This window comes from Mastigocladopsis repens PCC 10914, from assembly GCF_000315565.1.
GTDB classification, from domain to species: domain Bacteria; phylum Cyanobacteriota; class Cyanobacteriia; order Cyanobacteriales; family Nostocaceae; genus Mastigocladopsis; species Mastigocladopsis repens.
Genome location: NZ_JH992901.1, coordinates 646,138 through 664,696, shown reverse-complemented (window position 1 = coordinate 664,696; position 18,559 = coordinate 646,138). Strand labels below are relative to the sequence as shown.

Annotated in this window: 15 protein-coding genes and 1 pseudogene; 8 read left to right on the top strand and 8 right to left on the bottom strand. The window is 43.5% G+C overall.

What is annotated here, in order from left to right; genetic code table 11:
- Nucleotides 1–122: 122 nt before the first annotated feature.
- Nucleotides 123–593, top strand: coding sequence for a hypothetical protein (locus MAS10914_RS0105125; protein ID WP_017314831.1), 471 nt, complete (start codon nt 123–125; stop codon nt 591–593).
- Between the two features lie 416 nt (nt 594–1,009).
- Here MAS10914_RS0105125 and MAS10914_RS29620 read toward each other — a convergent pair whose 3' ends face one another.
- The gene (locus tag MAS10914_RS29620) at nt 1,010–1,162 is read right to left on the bottom strand and encodes a hypothetical protein (protein WP_017314830.1); all 153 of its coding nucleotides are present in this window, start codon (nt 1,160–1,162) and stop codon (nt 1,010–1,012) included.
- A 177-nt stretch (nt 1,163–1,339) separates the two neighbouring features.
- Between MAS10914_RS29620 and MAS10914_RS0105115 the strand changes: the two genes are divergently transcribed.
- The gene (locus MAS10914_RS0105115; RefSeq protein ID WP_017314829.1) at nt 1,340–1,708 is read left to right on the top strand and encodes a hypothetical protein; all 369 of its coding nucleotides are present in this window, start codon (nt 1,340–1,342) and stop codon (nt 1,706–1,708) included.
- Nucleotides 1,709–1,874: 166 nt separating this feature from the next.
- Nucleotides 1,875–2,552, top strand: coding sequence for a Uma2 family endonuclease (locus MAS10914_RS0105110; protein ID WP_017314828.1), 678 nt, complete (start codon nt 1,875–1,877; stop codon nt 2,550–2,552).
- Nucleotides 2,553–2,742: 190 nt separating this feature from the next.
- On the opposite strand, the gene MAS10914_RS0105105 is transcribed toward MAS10914_RS0105110, so the two are convergent.
- Both MAS10914_RS0105105 and MAS10914_RS32605 read right to left on the bottom strand, forming a co-directional pair.
- Nucleotides 2,743–4,566 (bottom strand): glycosyltransferase family 39 protein, encoded by a 1,824-nt coding sequence (locus tag MAS10914_RS0105105; protein ID WP_017314827.1) that lies wholly within the window; start codon nt 4,564–4,566, stop codon nt 2,743–2,745.
- A 79-nt stretch (nt 4,567–4,645) separates the two neighbouring features.
- Nucleotides 4,646–5,000 (bottom strand): annotated as a pseudogene (locus MAS10914_RS32605) (GtrA family protein); the annotation flags it as partial.
- A 224-nt stretch (nt 5,001–5,224) separates the two neighbouring features.
- Here MAS10914_RS32605 and MAS10914_RS0105095 point away from each other — a divergent pair.
- The 4 genes from MAS10914_RS0105095 to MAS10914_RS0105080 all read left to right on the top strand — a co-directional run bounded on the left by MAS10914_RS0105095 (nt 5,225) and on the right by MAS10914_RS0105080 (nt 10,528).
- Nucleotides 5,225–6,829 (top strand): glycosyltransferase family 39 protein, encoded by a 1,605-nt coding sequence (locus MAS10914_RS0105095; RefSeq protein WP_017314825.1) that lies wholly within the window; start codon nt 5,225–5,227, stop codon nt 6,827–6,829.
- A 148-nt stretch (nt 6,830–6,977) separates the two neighbouring features.
- Nucleotides 6,978–8,120, top strand: coding sequence for a 7,8-didemethyl-8-hydroxy-5-deazariboflavin synthase subunit CofH (gene cofH, locus MAS10914_RS0105090; RefSeq protein ID WP_017314824.1), 1,143 nt, complete (start codon nt 6,978–6,980; stop codon nt 8,118–8,120).
- 133 nt (nt 8,121–8,253) lie between these two features.
- Complete coding sequence (psb27, locus tag MAS10914_RS0105085; RefSeq protein WP_017314823.1) at nt 8,254–8,652, top strand: photosystem II protein Psb27; 399 nt, start codon at nt 8,254–8,256, stop codon at nt 8,650–8,652.
- Between the two features lie 373 nt (nt 8,653–9,025).
- Complete coding sequence (locus MAS10914_RS0105080) at nt 9,026–10,528, top strand: family 10 glycosylhydrolase (RefSeq protein WP_017314822.1); 1,503 nt, start codon at nt 9,026–9,028, stop codon at nt 10,526–10,528.
- 59 nt (nt 10,529–10,587) lie between these two features.
- Here MAS10914_RS0105080 and MAS10914_RS0105075 read toward each other — a convergent pair whose 3' ends face one another.
- Together MAS10914_RS0105075 and MAS10914_RS0105070 are read right to left on the bottom strand one after the other, a co-directional pair.
- Nucleotides 10,588–11,730 (bottom strand): FAD binding domain-containing protein, encoded by a 1,143-nt coding sequence (locus MAS10914_RS0105075; protein ID WP_017314821.1) that lies wholly within the window; start codon nt 11,728–11,730, stop codon nt 10,588–10,590.
- A gap of 34 nt (nt 11,731–11,764) precedes the next feature.
- Complete coding sequence (locus MAS10914_RS0105070; protein WP_017314820.1) at nt 11,765–12,433, bottom strand: DsbA family oxidoreductase; 669 nt, start codon at nt 12,431–12,433, stop codon at nt 11,765–11,767.
- A 134-nt stretch (nt 12,434–12,567) separates the two neighbouring features.
- Here MAS10914_RS0105070 and MAS10914_RS0105065 point away from each other — a divergent pair, with 134 nt between their 5' ends.
- Entirely contained in the window at nt 12,568–13,500 is a 933-nt protein-coding gene (locus MAS10914_RS0105065; RefSeq protein WP_017314819.1) for a LysR family transcriptional regulator, read from the top strand.
- A gap of 288 nt (nt 13,501–13,788) precedes the next feature.
- Here the strand turns inward: MAS10914_RS0105065 and MAS10914_RS0105060 are convergent, their stop codons facing one another.
- From MAS10914_RS0105060 to glsA, 3 genes are all read right to left on the bottom strand, one after another.
- The gene (locus MAS10914_RS0105060; RefSeq protein WP_017314818.1) at nt 13,789–15,396 is read right to left on the bottom strand and encodes an NAD(P)H-quinone oxidoreductase subunit 4; all 1,608 of its coding nucleotides are present in this window, start codon (nt 15,394–15,396) and stop codon (nt 13,789–13,791) included.
- Nucleotides 15,397–15,719: 323 nt separating this feature from the next.
- On the bottom strand, nt 15,720–16,724 hold the full coding sequence (thrB, locus tag MAS10914_RS0105055; protein ID WP_017314817.1) for a homoserine kinase: 1,005 nt from the start codon (nt 16,722–16,724) through the stop codon (nt 15,720–15,722).
- Between the two features lie 189 nt (nt 16,725–16,913).
- On the bottom strand, nt 16,914–17,891 hold the full coding sequence (gene glsA, locus MAS10914_RS0105050) for a glutaminase A (RefSeq protein ID WP_017314816.1): 978 nt from the start codon (nt 17,889–17,891) through the stop codon (nt 16,914–16,916).
- Between the last annotated feature and the right edge of the window lie 668 nt (nt 17,892–18,559).

The window sequence follows — 18,559 nt, the reverse complement described above, 5'->3', positions numbered from 1 at the left end:
TTTCAAGTACCCTGCTGGTATTTTTTCTGTTACCAGTCTTGGGAAAGCCATTAGCAAAATAAATATCCAGTAACAGTATTAACTCAAGTCGTGCTAATTACTAATTACTAAGGACATTTTCTATGGAACCTATGACAGTAACAGCAACAGCGATTGGTACTTTACTTCTGATGAAAATTGCTGAGGGAGCAGCGACAGAAGCAGGGAAACAAGTCTTTGAAAAAGTGAAAGGGTTGCTGACACCACAGCTTCAAGAAAAAGCAACTCAGTTGTTAAGGCTGCTTCGGCTCAAATCGCCAGAAACCGCAAAAGCGATTGAAAAAGCTCCTAATCCTCCATTAAATATAGATATCACTGAGAATGAGCTAAAGCAAGCTGTTCAAAATGATAGTGAACTTGCCAAAGTTGTTGGAGAAATAGATGCAGTTGTCAAGGCAGATCCAAAACTAACGCAAGCAGTTAAAGAGGTGATAGACGATTTAAAGTCTCAACCTCCAGGGAACCAGAATTTTACGAATATTGCAGAAAAAATAGTGAACTTGGCTCAGGGAACAGGCGCTACGATTAATATCGAGAGCCAAATCATCAATTGACAAATTATCCTAACACAATTACTATCCGTGAAAATTTGCAATACTTACGCGACAATGGCACGGAACCACCAGTTTAGTTAGAGACTATAAGTAAGCAAGTGGTAGCATTCTGCAAAAAAGCCATTAGATTGTTAACAAGGTTCAGAACACAATACGGTTCAGATAAAGCTAGAACCTTTATCAAGAACATAATGTAGAGACGCGCCATGGCGCGTCTCTACACACGTGATTCTTTACACATCAACCTTAACTGAACCGTATTGGTTCATAACATAAGCTTGGACTCATAAATTAACCGAGTTACAATCCCACAGTGGTAACTTGCGACAACCTTTGATGTGGACTGATAGAAGCCTACAGTCGAGCGATCGCAACTACAGCGTCTAGATTTTTTAGTCACCTTGAAGGGGCTAGTCTTACCCTGTAACAACTTCCGCTTTCCCCGTAACAACTTCCGCTTTCCCTGTAGCAACTTCCGCCTTCCCTGTAACAACTTCCGCCTTTCCTGTAATAACTTCCGCTTTCCCTGTAGCAACTTCCGCCTTCCCTGTAACAATTTCTGCTTTCACATTTCCGTGTTTCGCGCAACCTGTAGCGGCTTTTGCCTTAACCTAAAGAAGCTTATGCCCGCGTAAAATTACTGTGGTTGTACGTTTTTTTATAAATTCAATAATTTTACGTATGACAACTTTCTAAACAATTGTCCACTATGGAGTTAGGAAAAATTTAGAACATGGGTATCAATTATGGTAAGGCAAAAACGCAATTCACGGACTCTGAGCAAAGCCGAGATGCGTCTAGCAAGCATCAAATCTATTAGTGCAACTCTAGATGTCGGAGAGGGTTTGAACGTTAAAGATTATACTGAAAAAATCGAAACTCTGCGCCAGTCGCTGGAAGCATACAATACCACCCTCTCTACTATTGATGTTTTGTTAACCCAGATTATAGAAAATGAACAAAATTTAGCAGACTATTCTGAAAAAATATTACGTGGAATTGCTTATAAATTTGGTAGTAATAGCCACGAATATCAAATGGCTGGAGGGACTCGTAAAAGCGATCGTAAGCGTACTGTGCGTCAAAGCGCAGTTTTGTCTACTAGCCAAGGCTAGGACAGAATGACACTGAGTTTAGCAATTGTCATTGAGAACGGTTCAGATAAGATTATTTTTAGGCAGGACACATATGTAGAGACGTGCCATGGCACGTCTCTACACCCATGGAATTGTCACAAAAACCGTTAACAGCAACCGTAGTGGGATATAAGGAGGAGGATATATGACTCAAGCCTTCACCAAACAAGTAACCTTTGATGAATTTATTGCCTGGTATCCAGAGAACCCGCAACGAAGCTATGAACTGCATAATGGAGTCATTATTGAAATGCCACCACCTACAGGCGATCATGAAGAAGTTGTGGGGTTTTTGATGGCAGAAATAATCTCAGAATACAGCCGTCTAAATCTTCCTTACTTTATTCCCAAAACTGCATTCATTAAACCGCTTGATGGCAAATCAGCTTATTCACCAGATGTATTGTTATTAAATCGCCCCAATCTAATAAATGAACCTTTGTGGAAAAAGGTGTCAACTGTAACCAGTGCCGCATCAATTCCCTTAGTGGTTGAAGTTGCTAGCACGGCAGTTGCTTCAAGCCGGGAAACCCGTCCAACGCACTGCCTCACAAATTGGCGTGATGATTATCATAAAAAGCTTGCTGACTATGAGGAAATGGGGATTCTAGAATACTGGATTGTGGATTATGCTGCATTAGGTGGACGGGCGTTTATTGGCAACCCCAAGCAGCCCACTATCTCTGTGTACCAGTTGATTGAAGGTGAGTATCAAGTAAGTCAATTTAGGGGAAGCGATCGTATTCTTTCACCAGCTTTTAGCGAGCTTACCTTAACCGCTGAACAAGTTTTTCAAGCTGGCGCAGCAATACGGTTCAGTTAAGGTTGATGTGTAAAAAATAATGTGTGTAGAGACGCGCCGTTTGAAGCGTCTCTACATAGACGTTGCCCATCAAAAAATCTTAACTGAACCGTATTGAATTATATTCGCCCAATACTTTTCAAACATCCTCTTAGCGCCCCTCTGCGTTTAAAAACGTTACGAATTTTTGAAAGCATTCATGCAATCTTGTCTAATTACCACAATGATACAGTTTGTATTCGTAACCGTTGACTGCTGGTAAAGATTGAGTATCAGCAACACAATTTTTGACTTCTTCCGGTTCGGGAGCATAAAAGTTGACTAACCATAAGTCAAAAGGACGTGGCAGCGTTTTTACAGTCTTTTGTACGGCAGAAGTGGAAGTATTGGGATTTTCATCTTGATGTGCAAGGATAAATAGAGGAGAGGGGAATTTTAACTTTTGAATTTTGAATTCCCTTGCTATCCCCATCATTTCCCCAATCTGTACATGAGTTTTTTGGGTTGTGGTGATGAGTACAGGAACATGAGATGTTTGCTGAATAAGTTGCACAAATAAGTCTGGACGATAGTATTTTTGATAGCCTAGATTGCAGACAACAGTAATGGCGCTTGCTAATCCCATCAACCAAATTATCATCACAGCTTTTTTGCCATTCATTCCCCATTTCCCCTTCTGCAAAATGGGAGTTTGCCAACAAACAGCCAGACTTGCCCCGAGTAAGACTATCACAGCGGGAAAGTAGACAAAGTTGTAACGAGCGCCTCGTGTGAGGTCAATACCCAACAAGTAGGTAAAAATAAAAAATAAAGCTATAGCTCCTACAATCAAACTCGTAAAAACTTGAGTCATCAAATGGGTTTGTGGTTGTTTGAGCTGAACTTTAATCCCACGTACCAAGATTGGTACTGCCCAAATAAAGAAAATGAGCATCAATATTCCAGAAACAATCACAAGCGCTAACTGTGATGCTTCCACTGGGAGCAAGGAAATCATCGTAATCCATGCCGCCAAAGCTTGAAAAATTGGGTTGAGCCAAGCCATTCCAGTACGTGGACTTTGAATCCATTCAGTCAACTTACTTCCATAACTGTTTTGTAAAAACACGGGTAGCCAAACTAAACCCGCCACCAATGTCCCAGCAGCAACAGCATAGATTCGGAACCAAGGGGCTGAATGGAAGTGGGGAGATAAGGAGGTGGGGGGAGTACGGATCGAATGTTGTGCCTGCTGCGGAGGATCTGCGCTAACGCCTAGCGTACCCTTCGGGCATATTTTGAATTTTGAATTTTGAATTGATTTGTGCTTTTGTCTCCACTCTCGCCAAGCAAAAAAGAGCAAAACCAACGCTTCGGCGCAGAGGGTTAGGGTAAAGAAGTAATGAGTAGCAATACCTATAGCATTCACCCCCACCCACCAAAGTACAATCGAGATGGGTATCTGAGTTTGATTTTGGATGTGGCGAATAGCAATGACTAAGCAGGCAAAAGAAGCAATCACCCACAATATTCCCAAAGTGTAATGACGGGCTTCTTGTGCTAAAAAAATGCCGTAGGGTGAGGTTGCCATCATGGCAGCTGCTAAATGGCTCACCAGGCGGGAGCGAAAGGCTAGCTTGCCTAAAGCATAAATAGCTGGAATAGATGCTGCACCGAAAAGAGCAGCAAGCGATCGCGCTCCCCACAAGGACACCAAACCCTCATGTGTGGGAAACAACCGCATCCACCAGTGAGTTAAGACAAAGTAAAGCGGTGGATGATTACTTTCACTCGATAAGTGTTCCCATACGTCTTTTATGCCAGATGTTGGTTGTGGTTGTAGTGGTTGCAATAAAGCATCGACAGAAATTGGCTGATCTAACGGTACAGGTAAAAAGCTATTACCCAGGCTAAACACCAAAGTGGAAAACTCATCAGTCCAAGGGGGTTTAGCAGTCAAGTTAGTTAAGCGCAAGCTGATGCCGATCGCTAGCCAAATCATCAGCAGTAATAGAGTTTTGAATTTTGAGTTTTGAGTTTTGAATATTAAATTCATAAATAATGATTTATCACTCATAACTTATAACTCATAACTCATCACTGTTTGTTCCTTTCTATTTCACCTAAGTCACATATCACCTGAACTTCACATTCACCCAAAAGTTCCAAATAGTAGCAACAGCAATGGTCATCGGCTTGGCAATGGAGCGGTTGGGAATAACCAAATTGAACACCAAGATCTGCAAGACAGATGTTGTTGAATTTCAAAAACCGCTTCAAGCACTGGCGCCATTGCTGCTGGTGGCTGCTGAAATCAGCAAACGTCCATATATCATTCCACAAGAATTTATTGAAAATTGCTACTTCCCCAGCAATGATTTTGCTGCACCTCACATATAAACCCAATGTCTTCGGGTTCCTGAGCAAGTAACGCACTGCCATATCCACAAATACCCCTGATAGTCTCAGCCAGCCAAAGCGAACCATACGGAAACTGATGCTTTGACTGCTCTGTTGCTGCCTGCTTTTTGAAGCGTAGTTATTTTATACAACTTTAGTGCTGCAACCGTGAAGTATGAGCAAAGTATAGCACTCAGATTCTAAAAATAAATCACTGATGCCATAGGTAGTAGTTATACATTACACCCGTAGTTTTGACACATTTGCTATCAACACCCCAAAATAAATGGAGCTAAATACTTTGTTTTTTGCCAATGCGAGCAACAAGTAGAGAACGGTTCCTGCCAAAGCAGCATACCCCAACTTGGTTAAAGCTTCTCATTATCGTTGTGTTATGTTTGGGTATATTTTTTCGCTTCGTTAATCTTGAGCAAAAAGTTTACTGGCACGATGAAGCTTACACCGGACTACGGATTTCTGGTTACACAAAGAAAGAGTTTGTCCAGCAAGTCTTTAATGGACGTGTCATGAATGTTGAATCTATCAGGAAATATCAGTATCCTAATTCAGAAAAAGGTATCATTGACACAATGCACTCTTTAGCAGTAGAAGATGCTCAGCATCCTCCACTGTATTACGTGCTGATAAGATTATGGGTGCAAATTTTTGGAAATTCAATAGCAGTAACAAGAAGCCTATCAGCTGTCATTAGCTTGCTTGCATTTCCTTGCATTTATTGGTTGTGTTTAGAATTATTTAAATCACCCATAACGGGATGGATAAGTATAGCCCTTTTAGCAATCTCTCCCTTTCATGTATTGTATGCCCAAGAAGCACGACAGTTCAGTTTGTGGACGGTAACTATCTTACTTGGAAGTGCTTCACTGTTGCGAGCAATGCGCTTAGGTGGCAAGCGGCTTTGGGTAATCTATGCAGTCACAGTAGCAATAGGGCTGTACACATTCTTGTTTTCTGGGTTGGTGACACTTGCTCACGGTATCTACGTATTTGTGATTCAACGCTTTCAATTTACCAAACCTGTCAAAGCATACTTGGTTGCAGCAAGTGCTGGGTTTCTCGCTTTTGTCCCTTGGATTTTAGTTGTTATTAATAACTTATCGCAAATTGATAAGACAACAGCCAGCGCTCAACAAAGACAATCAATATCAGCTTTAGTCACAGATTGGAGCAGTAATATTAGTTATCTGTTTGGTGATTTTTGGCGCTACGAACCATTTTTTCCAGATTTACATTTTCCTGGGTTGCGCTGGGGTCGATATTTAGTTCCTTTAATACTTATCTTAGTTGGATTTTCGTTTTATTTTATTTATCTTCGAACCGCAAAACAAGTTTGGCTATTTATTTTTACTCTATTTGGAGTACCTGCTTTAGCTCTCATATTAAATGATGTCATTATTGGAGGCAAGCTGAGTGTTCGCTCTCGATATATCATCCCCTGTTATGTAGGGGTTCAGCTAGCTGTTGCTTACTTATTTGCAAGTCAAATCCTCTCCAATAAGGCGCTACAACGCCGATTTTGTAACTTAGTTTTAGTAGCAGTTATTTCCACTGGGGTTCTCTCTTGTGCAGTGAGTTCCCAAGCAGAGACATGGTGGAGTAAAGGGAGTCACGCAAATCCGCAAATAGCTCGAATAATCAACAGTTCTATTAAACCACTTTTGATTAGCAGCAATCATTCTCTCAATATTGGCGATATCATGTCTCTAAGTCATTTACTAAATTCAAAAGTGCAGATTCAGTTAGTTACAAAACCCAATATACCCAAAATTCCTAATGGTTTCAGTGAGATCTATTTATATAATCCCTCCAAACAATTTAGAACTGACCTTGAAAAGACATTCACCATAGATACTGTTTACAAAAATGGTGAACTATGGCGGCTCAAGAAGAAAATTTAAACTAACAGAGTCACAATAGTTAAGATGATTAGACAAGATTACGGAATGTGAGTTCCATCTGTGTCCATCTGTGGTTAATTATTCTTTTTTTTTGGACTTTTGCAAAAAGTTTATTGTAAAAATAATAGTATGTTGCTTTTCATAAACTGTGACTACTGTAACTGTTGATGCTATTCTTGACCGTGCCTTGACTGGGTACGATTTGTCCCCCAAAGAGGGAGTCGTATTGTTGAAACAAACTGACGAAAGTGCAGTCGCTGCTATTCGCGCTACAGCTGATAAATTGCGTCAACAGCAAGCGGGTGACACCATTACTTACGTCATTAACCGTAATATTAACTTCACCAATATCTGCGAGCAGCACTGTAGTTTCTGCGCCTTCCGTCGAGATGAAGGGGAGGCGGGTGCTTACTGGTTAGACTGGACGCATATTTTGGAAAAGACGGCGGATGCGGTACAGCGAAGTGCGACGGAAATCTGTATGCAGGGAGGATTAAACCCACAAGCCCAGGTGAACGGAAAATCTTTGCCGTATTACCTCAAGGTTGTGAAAACCATTAAGCAGAAATTTCCTCAACTGCATCTACACGCTTTTTCTCCTCAAGAAGTGCAATTCATAGCAAGAGTTGACGGACTGGAGTATGTCGATGTCATTTTAGCTTTGCAGGATGCTGGTGTTAATTCTATGCCAGGAACAGCAGCTGAAGTATTAGATGATGAAGTGCGGCAGATTCTTTGCCCAGAGAAAATCAACACAGCAACTTGGCTGGAAATTGTAAGTACGGCTCATAGACTAGGTTTGCACACCACTAGCACAATGCTATCGGGGCATATTGAGACGCCAGAACAACAAATTAAGCATTTGCAAAAATTGCGATCGCTCCAACAAATCGCTATTGAGCAGCAGTACCCTGCTCGCATGACTGAGTTTATTTTATTACCCTTTGTTGGTAAAGAAGCACCCAAACTTTTACGTCGTCGTGTAGGACACGATCAACCTATTTTGGCAGATGCACTGCTACTGACTGCTGTAGCACGGATTTTCTTGGGAAACTGGATTTCCAACCATCAGCCGAGTTGGGTAAAACTAGGGCTAGCGGGTGCAACACAAGCCCTTGATTGGGGTTGTAACGATATCGGTGGCACATTAATGGAAGAACACATTACCACAATGGCTGGCGCTCAAGGTGGAACCAATATGGAAGTCGAAACCTTGCAAGCAGCCATCACTTCCAAAGGACGTCCCTATCAACAACGCGATACACTTTATCGGTTGGTTGTTGGTTGTTAGTTGTTAGTTGTTAGTTGGTTATTCCACTACCTACTACCCACTATCCACTACCCACTAACCCTTTTATATGATCCCCAGGATACCAATCCAGGATACGATGGACGTTGATTTAGGTATTATTTCACTGAGGCTTATGAAGCGCTATTGGTCACGTCTGCTTGCCCTAGTTTTGGTTGTCGTCATTGGTTTGATGGGCTGTAACAGCAGTCCGGGTGCTTTAACAGGGGATTATCGTCAAGATACCTTAGCTGTCGTTAATATTTTGAGGAACGCTCTGGACTTACCAGACGATTCACCAAATAAAGTAGCAGCTCAAGCAGAAGCGCGTCAGAAAATCAATGACTTTGCAGCTCGCTACCAACGGGATGGCTCTATTTCTGCTCTGGGTTCCTTCACAACCATGCGAACCGCTCTTAACTCCCTAGCCGGACACTATAGTTCTTATCCAAATCGTCCCGTGCCAAAAAAACTCAAAGACCGCTTAGAGCAGAAGTTCGAGCAGGTAGAAGCGGCGTTAAAGCGTGGTGCTTAACCATCGGCGTCGAGTCAATAGTCAAGAGTCTATAGTTTTTTTCACCATTGACTATTGACTGTTGACTACCTTATTAAGAAAATTTGGTTTAATTTTTGAATTTTAAATTGCGTCCGTGGTAAGTTGGTTGCCACAAAAGCTTGTGGATACAAGAAATTTTTTCTGGCAACAAAGCAAACCACTTATACACTTGAATGTTGCGTGATAATTTCCCGTAATTAATGATTAAATAACAAAATTCGGCAACAGAAATAGGGTTTTGGGAGTCTATACAACATAGGCTTTAAAACCCCTATTTCTGAATTATAGCATTCGATACACATCATCCTACGTAATGTGGGTTGATGATTGTTTTGTCCTTCTACTTGTACGTATGTCCAACTGTCCTTTGAATGTTGCAAAACCAATATTCTTTTGGCAACGTCTGCTGGCTGCTACTATTTTTAGCAGTAGTTTGCTGATTCCCTTTTTAAAGACTCAGCCAGCAGCGGCGCAACTAACCGAGTATTGCCAGTTATCAGCTCCTCAGGCGCAAGAAAAAGAAAACTTACGTTTATCAGCACTCAGAGGCGAGCAAAAGGAAAAGGTTCGTTATCAACAGCTGTTGCAACAACACTCACAAGCCTTACAGGAATGCCGCAATCGTACTTGGCCTCAACTCCAAGCAATTTGGTTGCGCCTGTATCCCTGTGATGTTCAGCCGGGAGCCGTTGACCAAATCATGGATCGGATTGTCAACCGAGGCTATAACGAAGTTTATCTGGAAGTTTTTTACGATGGACAGGTTTTACTGCCAACAGGCGCTAACCCCACGGTTTGGCCTTCTGTGATTCGCACACCAGGCACAGAAAAGACTGATTTGCTCGCCACAGCGATTCAAAAAGGGCGGGAACGCGGTCTGAAAGTCTACGCTTGGATGTTTGCAACAAACTTCGGCTACACTTACGCCCAGCGTCCAGACAGAGAAGGGGCGATCGCCCGCAACGGTAAGGGTCAAACGAGCCTGTATGTTGTAGATAACGGTTCTCAGGTCTTTATTGACCCCTACAACGTGGAAGCAAAACGAGATTACTACCAAATGGTACAGGAAATACTGCGCCGTCGCCCAGATGGGTTGCTACTCGACTATGTGCGCTATCCGCGACAGGCAGGCAGTGATTCCATTGCTAGCAAAGTCACAGATTTATGGCTGTATAGTGAAGCTACCCAACAGGCTTTATTTCGACGGGCGCTGAATTATAAAGGATTGGAGTTAATTAGACGCTTTTTAAGTAAAGGATATGTCACCCCAGGAGATGTGGGAGAAGTTGATAAACTTTATCCTCAAGAAGGAGAACCCTTGTGGCAAGGTCGCAATCCTCCCGCAGAGCAAAAGTCAATCCTTCCCCCAACCCAAAGGCAACCGCAGTTGCAATTTGAGTTATGGCAGTTAGCAGTTGCTCATGCAATGCAAGGCATCCTCGACTTTGTAGCCCTAGCTGCTTACCCAGCACAGCAACAAAGGATACCAGTAGGAGCGGTCTTTTTTCCTGATGGCAACCAAATGGTGGGTCAAGGGTATGATTCCCGCTTGCAACCTTGGGATAAGTTCCCAAATACTCTAGAGTGGCATCCCATGGCTTATGCCAATTGCGCTGGTGCTGATTGTATTAAGGCACAAGTGCAGCGGGTTTTGAATGTGGCAAAACCTGGTACCCAGGTCATTCCAGCTTTAGCTGGTAAGTGGGGAGAATCCATCAGCAATCGTCCTCCACTAGAAGTGCAAATGCAGGCGCTGCGCCAACTTGCACCGCAACTGAGAGGAGTCAGCCATTTTGCTTATTCTTGGCAAGACCCACAGCATGATAACCAGCGCAAGTTCTGCCGCGTTCAGTAATCGCAGGAGTGAGGAGGTTGACACGTTAGCAGACAAAGTGAGTTTGGTGAGGTGTCAACTCATGAGCTGAACTGAGAGCGTGAGCCAAGTTGCTGCCCGTGTGCCATGAGTTGGTTTCCGTAAGCTAGTTGAGTCGGTTCCCAGGCTGGCAACGCTTTTATAACATCATGGTTATGCTCAACCAGTGCATCCGCTAAGGCTAAAGCATTTGCCGCCGCTTTGGAGGTACTTGCTGCTGTATGCGGGCGTGGAACGAAGGCTGCATCACCCACCAGTGCCACCCGCCCAAAAGCCATCTGGCTAACACTCAAGTCAAGAATTGCCTGGACAAACGGTTCAGGAGTTGCGGCAATCAGCTTCTGGAATGGCGGCGCAAGCACAGCATCTGCATACATCCGCATTTCACGCTCAACGAACGGTGCCAGCATACCTGGTGGAATGGAGTAGTCACGGTGTCTCTCCACTTTATCCGTCAAAATGCGAGGCAATTCATTGGCTTCATCATAATTGACATACCAGACCCAGTTGAAGCGCCGCTCGCCAGGTACCAAGGATTCATTTGCGCCAGGTATGACATATTGGAGAATGTGCGAGTTTGGGAATTGGTAGAAAACAAAGCGCTCAGTAAACAGAGCGGCGGTTGAGCGATCCAGTTCGGTCTCTTCCACCAAGCCGCGATAGGCGACATAACCAGCATACCGATATTGCACTTCTGGTAAGAATTGCTGACGCACCGTGGAGCCACCACCATCTGCGCCAATCAATAAATCTGCTGTGTCATAAGTACCATCGGCGAATATTGCAGTGACACGCTCACCATTCTGCTCAATATTAGTTAGGGTCTTCCCTTGGTGATAATGCTCGGATGGAAAATGCCGACGCATCGAACCATAGAGAAAATTCCAGGAAGTCAGCACCTGACGCATGGACATGGGTTGGGCAATGCTGCCATCGCGGTTCAAATAATATCGTTCATGCGCCACCACACCGAGCGGTTCAGAGTAGCGAATGCCAGCACGCTGAAATACTTCTACTACATCTGGCTGGAGCACAATGCCACCTCCCGGGCTGTCGAGGTCATGGTCAGAGCGTTCGTAGATATCGACATCCCAGCCAATGGAACGCAGCATGATCCCGGTAAATAAGCCGCCTAATGACCCGCCAATGACGATTGCGCGGTTAACTGTGGGTTTCATAGTCATTGAACCCTCCTTAAGATTCTTCTTATGATCGGCGTTATGCCGCCTTTAATTCATTCACTGCGGTTTGCAAAGCTATTAAAAAAACATCAACAGACTGTGCCCCGACGATCATTTCTCTACCAATTTTGATGGTCGGTACGCTACGTATATTCCGGTTAGCAGCCTGCTGTTCTAGCTCTTTCACTTCCGCAACCCCAACAGTTGAAGCTAGGAATGTTCTAACTTGCTCAGCGTCTATTCCGACTTCAGCAGCAAGTCTGGCTAAAGTCTCAATATCGCTAATATCCTGTCCTTCAGTAAAGTAAGCATTCAGAATACGCTCAACCATCTCGGTCGCTTTGCCGAACTGACACGCCTTCCAAGTCAAGCGATGAGCCTTGAGGGTGTTCGGAGTGACCTGCATTAAGTCATAGCGGAATTCAATACCGTCACCAATAGCCGCCTGCATCGTTTGAGCATCCAGCTTTTGTGAGTATTCCCAACTGCCAAATTTGTTGGAGCGGTAAGTTTTGCGATCCATGCCAGCTTCGGGCATGGTTGGGTTTAACTCGAATGGATACCAAATGCGCTGGATCTCAACAGGAGTCTTGAGTTGGGCGATCGCGCAGCGTGCGAGTAGCGCAATCGCTCGATTTAGTCGTGTATCTACGACGAGACACCAGGGGCAGATAAAGTCCGAGGTTATTTCGATCATTAAGGTCATGGTTGCCTCCTGAGTCCGTGTTGCACATTGATTTTCTATATCTCAACCATAACCTCATTCATATAAAATGATAATATAGCTATTACGCCAAACACCTTTGCGTTTCTTGCAAAAATAGGAGAATACGAGAGCCGATGGATCAGTTTGCAGCCATGCGTGCCTTCGTGAAAGTGGTGGAAACTGGCGGATTTTCCGAAGCTGCGCGGCAATTGCAGATGGCAGTTTCTTCTGTGACTCGCCAAGTGAATGCTCTGGAAGAAATGCTCAATACCCAACTACTCAATCGCTCAACTCGCAGCGTTACCCTCACACCGCAAGGTCACAAATACTACGACAAAGCAGTTCGTATCCTGCAAGATGTGGAGGAAGTGAACCAATGTGTGGCGGAGCAGGAGGATATCCCACGGGGACTGTTGCAGGTCAGTCTACCTGTTGCGTTTGGTCGCCTACACGTTGCACCAATCCTTACAGATTTTCAAGCGAGATATCCAGCCGTGAAACTGAACCTCCGATTCATTGATGCGTTGTCTAACCTAGTAGAGGAGGAACTGGATATTGTCATCCGCATTGGAAATCTTGATCAATCAGGTGCTAACCTGATTGTCCGTAAGCTTGCCTCGCATACACGTTTTGTCTGCGGTAGTCCGGCATATTTCAAACAGTATGGTTTGCCCAAGCATCCATCCGAGTTAGCGGACTATAATTGCCTATTATTCAAGTATTTCACAGGCTATGACGTATGGCGATTCCAGCGAGACACGGATGTGTTTGAAGTCAAAGTGAGTGGTTCACTGGTGGCGAACAATTCTCTTGTGCTACGCCAAGTCTGCTTGGATGGTTCGGGTCTAATCATGATGCCAACTTGGCTGATTGGTGAGGACATTCGCGCTGGTCGATTGCAAGCCGTACTCACCGACTTCCAAGTGCATCCACAGTCCAACATGGATATGGGTATTTACGCGCTTTATCTACCGAATCGCAGGCATTCTCTGCGAGTTAAAACGTTCATCGATTTTTTGATGAAACGATTTGGTGATCCGCCCTACTGGGAAGCAACCCTGATCTGAAGGGGGTTATGGCAACGATTCGATGACTTAACACCTAAAAGTCTGTGGACGGTGATGGTTGATTGCATTGAACTAAAAAAAACCTAACCCGTATCTGATTCAGGTTAGGTTTAGAGTGCTTGATGTTAATGCCGTGTCAATATTAAATATTTCACCAGAGCAATTTCATGAGACAAAAGTCCTGACCTGATGTGACAAAAGTCCTAAATTACAGGGGGTGATTGCTTAATCACCCCCTGATTACCTTCCTACGATTATTTAATAGCACCAGCCCTCTTGGAACAGATATTACTCAGCAATATTAACCAAACCTGGAACTTGTGAATTAGCCAGTGTTGGTGCTGTAAATATACGAGAATATAAAGTTGATGGTTGCTGCTGCGCGACAACTGGTAGAACTTGGCGGGCGTGCGTTGCGACTTGCATCGTCTTTACATCGTATGTTTGGGTCGCCCACTTGGGATAGAAGCCGATACCGATGATGGGAACTATCAAACAAGCGGTGATGAACAGTTCGCGGGGTTTAACATCCGGGATGACTGCATCCAGCACTAACTCTTGATTTTGCTTGCCATAGAACACTTCTCGCAGCATCGACAGTAAGTAAATCGGAGTCAGAATCACACCGACAGCTGAGAGCAGCACAACGACGAGTTTGAAGCTAGAACTGTAAACATCGCTTGTGGCAAGACCGAGAAATACCATCAACTCACCGACAAAGCCACTCATCCCTGGTAAAGCTAGAGAAGCCATTGCACCCGCTGTGAATAGAGCAAAGGCTCTGGGCATTGCTTCCGCCATGCCACCCATTTTGTCCATCATTAAGGTGTGGGTACGCTCGTAAGTGACTCCAGCGAGGAAGAACAAACTAGCAGCAATCAAACCGTGGGAAACCATTTGTAGCATTGCACCGCTGATGCCCAACTCTGTGTAGGAGGCAATACCAATCAGCACAAACCCCATGTGGGCTATTGAGGAGTAAGCCAAGCGGCGCTTGAGGTTTGTTTGAGCAAAGGCGCAGCAAGCACCATAAATAATATTCACAACACCCAAAATTGCCAGCACTGGGGCAAAGTAGACATGAGCGTTGGGCAACATCTCGATGTTGATGCGGATGAGGGCATAACCACCCATCTTCAACAACACACCAGCCAAAATCATCGAAACAGGCGCTGAAGCTTCACCGTGAGCATCCGGTAGCCAAGTGTGCAGAGGGAAAATCGGCAGTTTGACACCAAAAGCAATTAAGAAGCAAGCATAAACCAGGAGTTCAAAGGCTTTGGGATATTGCTTCATTCCCAAAGTTGTTATATCGAAGCTGACAGTGTCTCCAGAGAATGCCATTGCAAAGCCGGCAACCAAGATAAATATTGATGCAGCAGCTGTGTAGAGAATAAACTTAGTCGCTGCATAGCGGCGCTTTTCTCCTCCCCAGATGGAAATCAGCAAGTAAACAGGTACCAACTCGATCTCCCACATCAGGAAGAACAAGAGCAAATCCTGGGCGACAAACACACCAATTTGGGCGCTGTACATCAGCAGCATCAAACCATAAAACAATCGCGGCTTGTTGGTTACTTTCCAAGCCGCGAATATTGCAAGTGTGTTAATCAAACCTGTCAGCAGTATCAAAGGCATCGACAAACCATCAACTGCTACAGACCAATTCAAACCCAATTGAGGAACCCAAGGATATTTCTCTATCAGTTGGTATGCTGAACTGTGAAAATCGTAGTCCTGCCAAAAGGCGTAAATCATTAGCGCAAAGTTCGCGATCGCCACTCCTAGACCATACCACCGGACAGTTCTGCCTTCCTTATCTGGGATTAAGGGAATGGCTATAGCAGCCACTATTGGCAAGAGAATTATGGTCGTTAACCAAGGAAACTCACTCATATCAATCACTGACAATCATTTTAGATTTTTATTTTTAATTACATTATATTAAGCAATTCGTATTTTTGTGAACACACTTCCTCCAAAAAAATCAAATCTTTAGATTTTACTAGTAATAAATACTTAGCTTTTGAGCCGTTTTCCATTCTAAATGTAAAGTTTTACTAAGTCAACAAAAAACGGTGGCTACAGCCACCGTCAAAAAACCTAATACTTTATTTTCCTTTCCCCCACACCCTTACTCCCTTACACCCCTACCCCCCTAGTTTTTGTAAGGAGGGCGTGTAAGGATGTAAAGAAATTCAAAACTATTTTTTTGTAATTTATAATTTTAAATTTTGAATTGATTTTGCCCCCTGAGTATCAACACAAAGCGATCGCACCTCTGCCTTGATTCCCTCCTCCATCCAAGCTGCTGTCATTGCCACCGCAACAGCTTCAGAATGTGCCGTATCCGTTAAAGCCAACAGCGTTGGTCCAGCACCACTTATGACCATGCCATAAGCGCCAGCAGCAACAGCAGCAGAATGCACCGCATCGTAACCCCTAATGAGTGCTTTGCGATAAGGCTGATGTAACCTATCTTGCAAACCAGCCCTTAACCAATCACCCCTGCCAGTTTCCAAACCACGCAACAACAACCCCAGATGCGCCGTATTAAAAATCGCATCAGCACGGCTCACCTCAGTTGGCAGAACCCGCCGCGCCTCCTTCGTTGAAAGCTCAAAATCTGGAATCGCCACCACCGGCACAACATCCTCACACCAAGGAACCTCACAAATCTGCCATTCTTGGCACTCTTGGCGACGCCAGTCGCCTGCTGCGGGAAAATCTCCTGCAGCGCAGGTTCTTCTTGGCGGTTCATTTTCCACCCCCGTCGCCGCCAAACGACATCCCCCCAACAAAGCCGGTACCACATTATCAGGGTGTCCTTCCAAAGCGATCGCCAACTCCATAACTTGCAACTGACTCAAAGGCTCCCCTACCAATAAATTAGCACCAACTAACCCACCGACTATTGCTGTCGCTGAACTACCCAAACCCCGTGCTAAGGGAACACTAATATGAATATCAATCTGCACCGGTGGCGGTGTTTGCTCTATGTGTTGATAAAACTTCACAAACGCTTGATAGAGCAGATTACTTTCATCAGTAACAACCCGTTCAGCCTCCGTACCCGTGGCAGTAATAACCATCTGTGCCTCGGTGTGGCTTGTGAACTTAAACTCGTTGTACAGCGTTAAAGCCACACCAATGCAATCAAAACCCGGTCCTAAATTGGCAGTTGTAGCTGGAACCTTTACAGATACAGAAGAAATAACAGACATTAGCACCTAAAAACTAATTAATCAACCAGCATCCCACGTAACTGATTAATTTGCTCAGCACTCATCCCAATCTCTTGTAAATAACCAATAACTCCGCCATACTTTTGTTACAAAGACTGGAGAGTATCGAGCTGCACAAAAGGTGACACTGTGAATGTTAGGAGTCGTGGAGAGTTGAACAGACTGCTGTTAACTATCCAAATTTAACTGATTGCCTGAACAGTCGAACAAGTGTAAACCAAACTGCTGTGACAGTTCCTCACAAACCTTAACCCCTCGGACACTATTACCGCGTGAATCTAGTCGTGGTGAAAACACCCCAATTCCCATGCGACCTGGAATAACGGCGATAATCCCACCACAAATTCCGCTTTTTGCAGGAATACCAATCTTATATGCCCATTCACCTGCAAAATTATACATTCCACAGGTGTACATGACACTGAGAATGTCTTTAACATAACGGCTATCCACAGCTTGTTTCCCAGTGATGGGGTTAATACCTTTGTTAGCCAAGGTAGCAGCCATTACCGCTAAATCATGGCAATTCACCATAACAGAACACTGCTGAAAATAAAGGTCTAGCGCTTCATCAATATTTTGCTCAATCATGCCAAAATGGAGCATTAAGTGAGCCATTGCACGGTTACGATGTCCTGTAATGCGCTCTGAGGTAAATACTGAGATATCAACGAATACATTGTGAGCAGTATATCGCTGGAACATATCCAGCATCCGGTTGAGACGTTCTGTGGCATCTGACCCTTTAATCAAGCTGGTCGTTGCTATAGCCCCCGCATTTACCATCGGGTTGTAAGGTCGCTTTGATTTCTCATCGAGGATAATTGCGTTAAATCCGTCCCCTGTCGGTTCTACGCCAACTTTTGTCAAAAGGTAATCTCGTCTATGATCCTCAAGCGCCAGCCCGTAGACAAACACTTTGGAAATTGATTGAATCGTAAATAACTCTTTGTAATGCCCAACTTCGTAAACGTCGCCGTTAATTGTAGCGATGCAAATGCTAAATAAGTCTGGGTTTACCTTTGCGAGTTCAGGAATGTAGTTTGCGACAGACCCATCCTGTAGTGAATTGTACTTGGAATGCAACTCCTCAAGAAATGATTGAAATGACGATGCGACTGTTTGTAAATCTTCTTGCTTTGTCATGAAGCTGACAGTTGGGTGTGAAGAATTATACTTTTTCTTTTACCATGGGGAAGATTTTATGTATTCCATTTGCAGAGGCAAATATAGTTAATTTCTCTCTAGAAATCTTATTTTTAGAGGAAAAATTCTTTATTCAAGCAGCATCTACTCCACTTTTTTCTCTATTGCGAGCAATATGTCATTGATTTTACCAGAACCTACACAAAGATTTAAGCATTCTGTTTAGTATGACTTAATCTAATACATCATTTTTACTAAAAAATGAGAACGATTTTCAAATTACCTTGAATATTCCAATCATTTTTGAAGCGAAAACTCAATCATCGCGTGCAAACTTACGAAGAAATAAGGCTGAAAAATTAGTACAAAGCCTAATGATATTCCTATATAGTTATTAAAATAACTATATTTATTCATTTTATATTTAAATATATTATTTTAGGAGAATTCCTATAAATTAAGTGAATATATGGTATATTGGCGTTTAAAAAAAAGCTTTATTTACCATCAATTATCTTTATGGACAACCGTAAATAACCTCGTCATTAATTTAATTACCAAATAGTATTTAGGTTTTAAGAATAAAATTTCTAATTGAACAAAAAAACTGTTACATAGCCAAAAAGCCTTTTTCAGTAAGGTTTTGGGCTTGCAATTCGAAGTTAAAT

Bases quoted from the DNA above. Each gene is read 5' to 3' on its own strand.
- MAS10914_RS0105095 (WP_017314825.1), top strand. From the start codon at position 5,225: ATGCGAGCAACAAGTAGAGAACGGTTCCTGCCAAAGCAGCATACCCCA.
- MAS10914_RS0105110 (WP_017314828.1), top strand. From the start codon at position 1,875: ATGACTCAAGCCTTCACCAAACAAGTAACCTTTGATGAATTTATTGCC.
- MAS10914_RS0105125 (WP_017314831.1), top strand. From the start codon at position 123: ATGGAACCTATGACAGTAACAGCAACAGCGATTGGTACTTTACTTCTG.
- MAS10914_RS0105105 (WP_017314827.1), bottom strand. From the start codon at position 4,566: ATGAATTTAATATTCAAAACTCAAAACTCAAAATTCAAAACTCTATTA.
- MAS10914_RS0105065 (WP_017314819.1), top strand. From the start codon at position 12,568: ATGGATCAGTTTGCAGCCATGCGTGCCTTCGTGAAAGTGGTGGAAACT.
- MAS10914_RS0105060 (WP_017314818.1), bottom strand. From the start codon at position 15,396: ATGAGTGAGTTTCCTTGGTTAACGACCATAATTCTCTTGCCAATAGTG.
- MAS10914_RS0105075 (WP_017314821.1), bottom strand. From the start codon at position 11,730: ATGACTATGAAACCCACAGTTAACCGCGCAATCGTCATTGGCGGGTCA.
- MAS10914_RS0105080 (WP_017314822.1), top strand. From the start codon at position 9,026: ATGTCCAACTGTCCTTTGAATGTTGCAAAACCAATATTCTTTTGGCAA.
- MAS10914_RS0105115 (WP_017314829.1), top strand. From the start codon at position 1,340: ATGGTAAGGCAAAAACGCAATTCACGGACTCTGAGCAAAGCCGAGATG.
- MAS10914_RS0105070 (WP_017314820.1), bottom strand. From the start codon at position 12,433: ATGACCTTAATGATCGAAATAACCTCGGACTTTATCTGCCCCTGGTGT.
- glsA (WP_017314816.1), bottom strand. From the start codon at position 17,891: ATGACAAAGCAAGAAGATTTACAAACAGTCGCATCGTCATTTCAATCA.
- thrB (WP_017314817.1), bottom strand. From the start codon at position 16,724: ATGTCTGTTATTTCTTCTGTATCTGTAAAGGTTCCAGCTACAACTGCC.
- psb27 (WP_017314823.1), top strand. From the start codon at position 8,254: ATGAAGCGCTATTGGTCACGTCTGCTTGCCCTAGTTTTGGTTGTCGTC.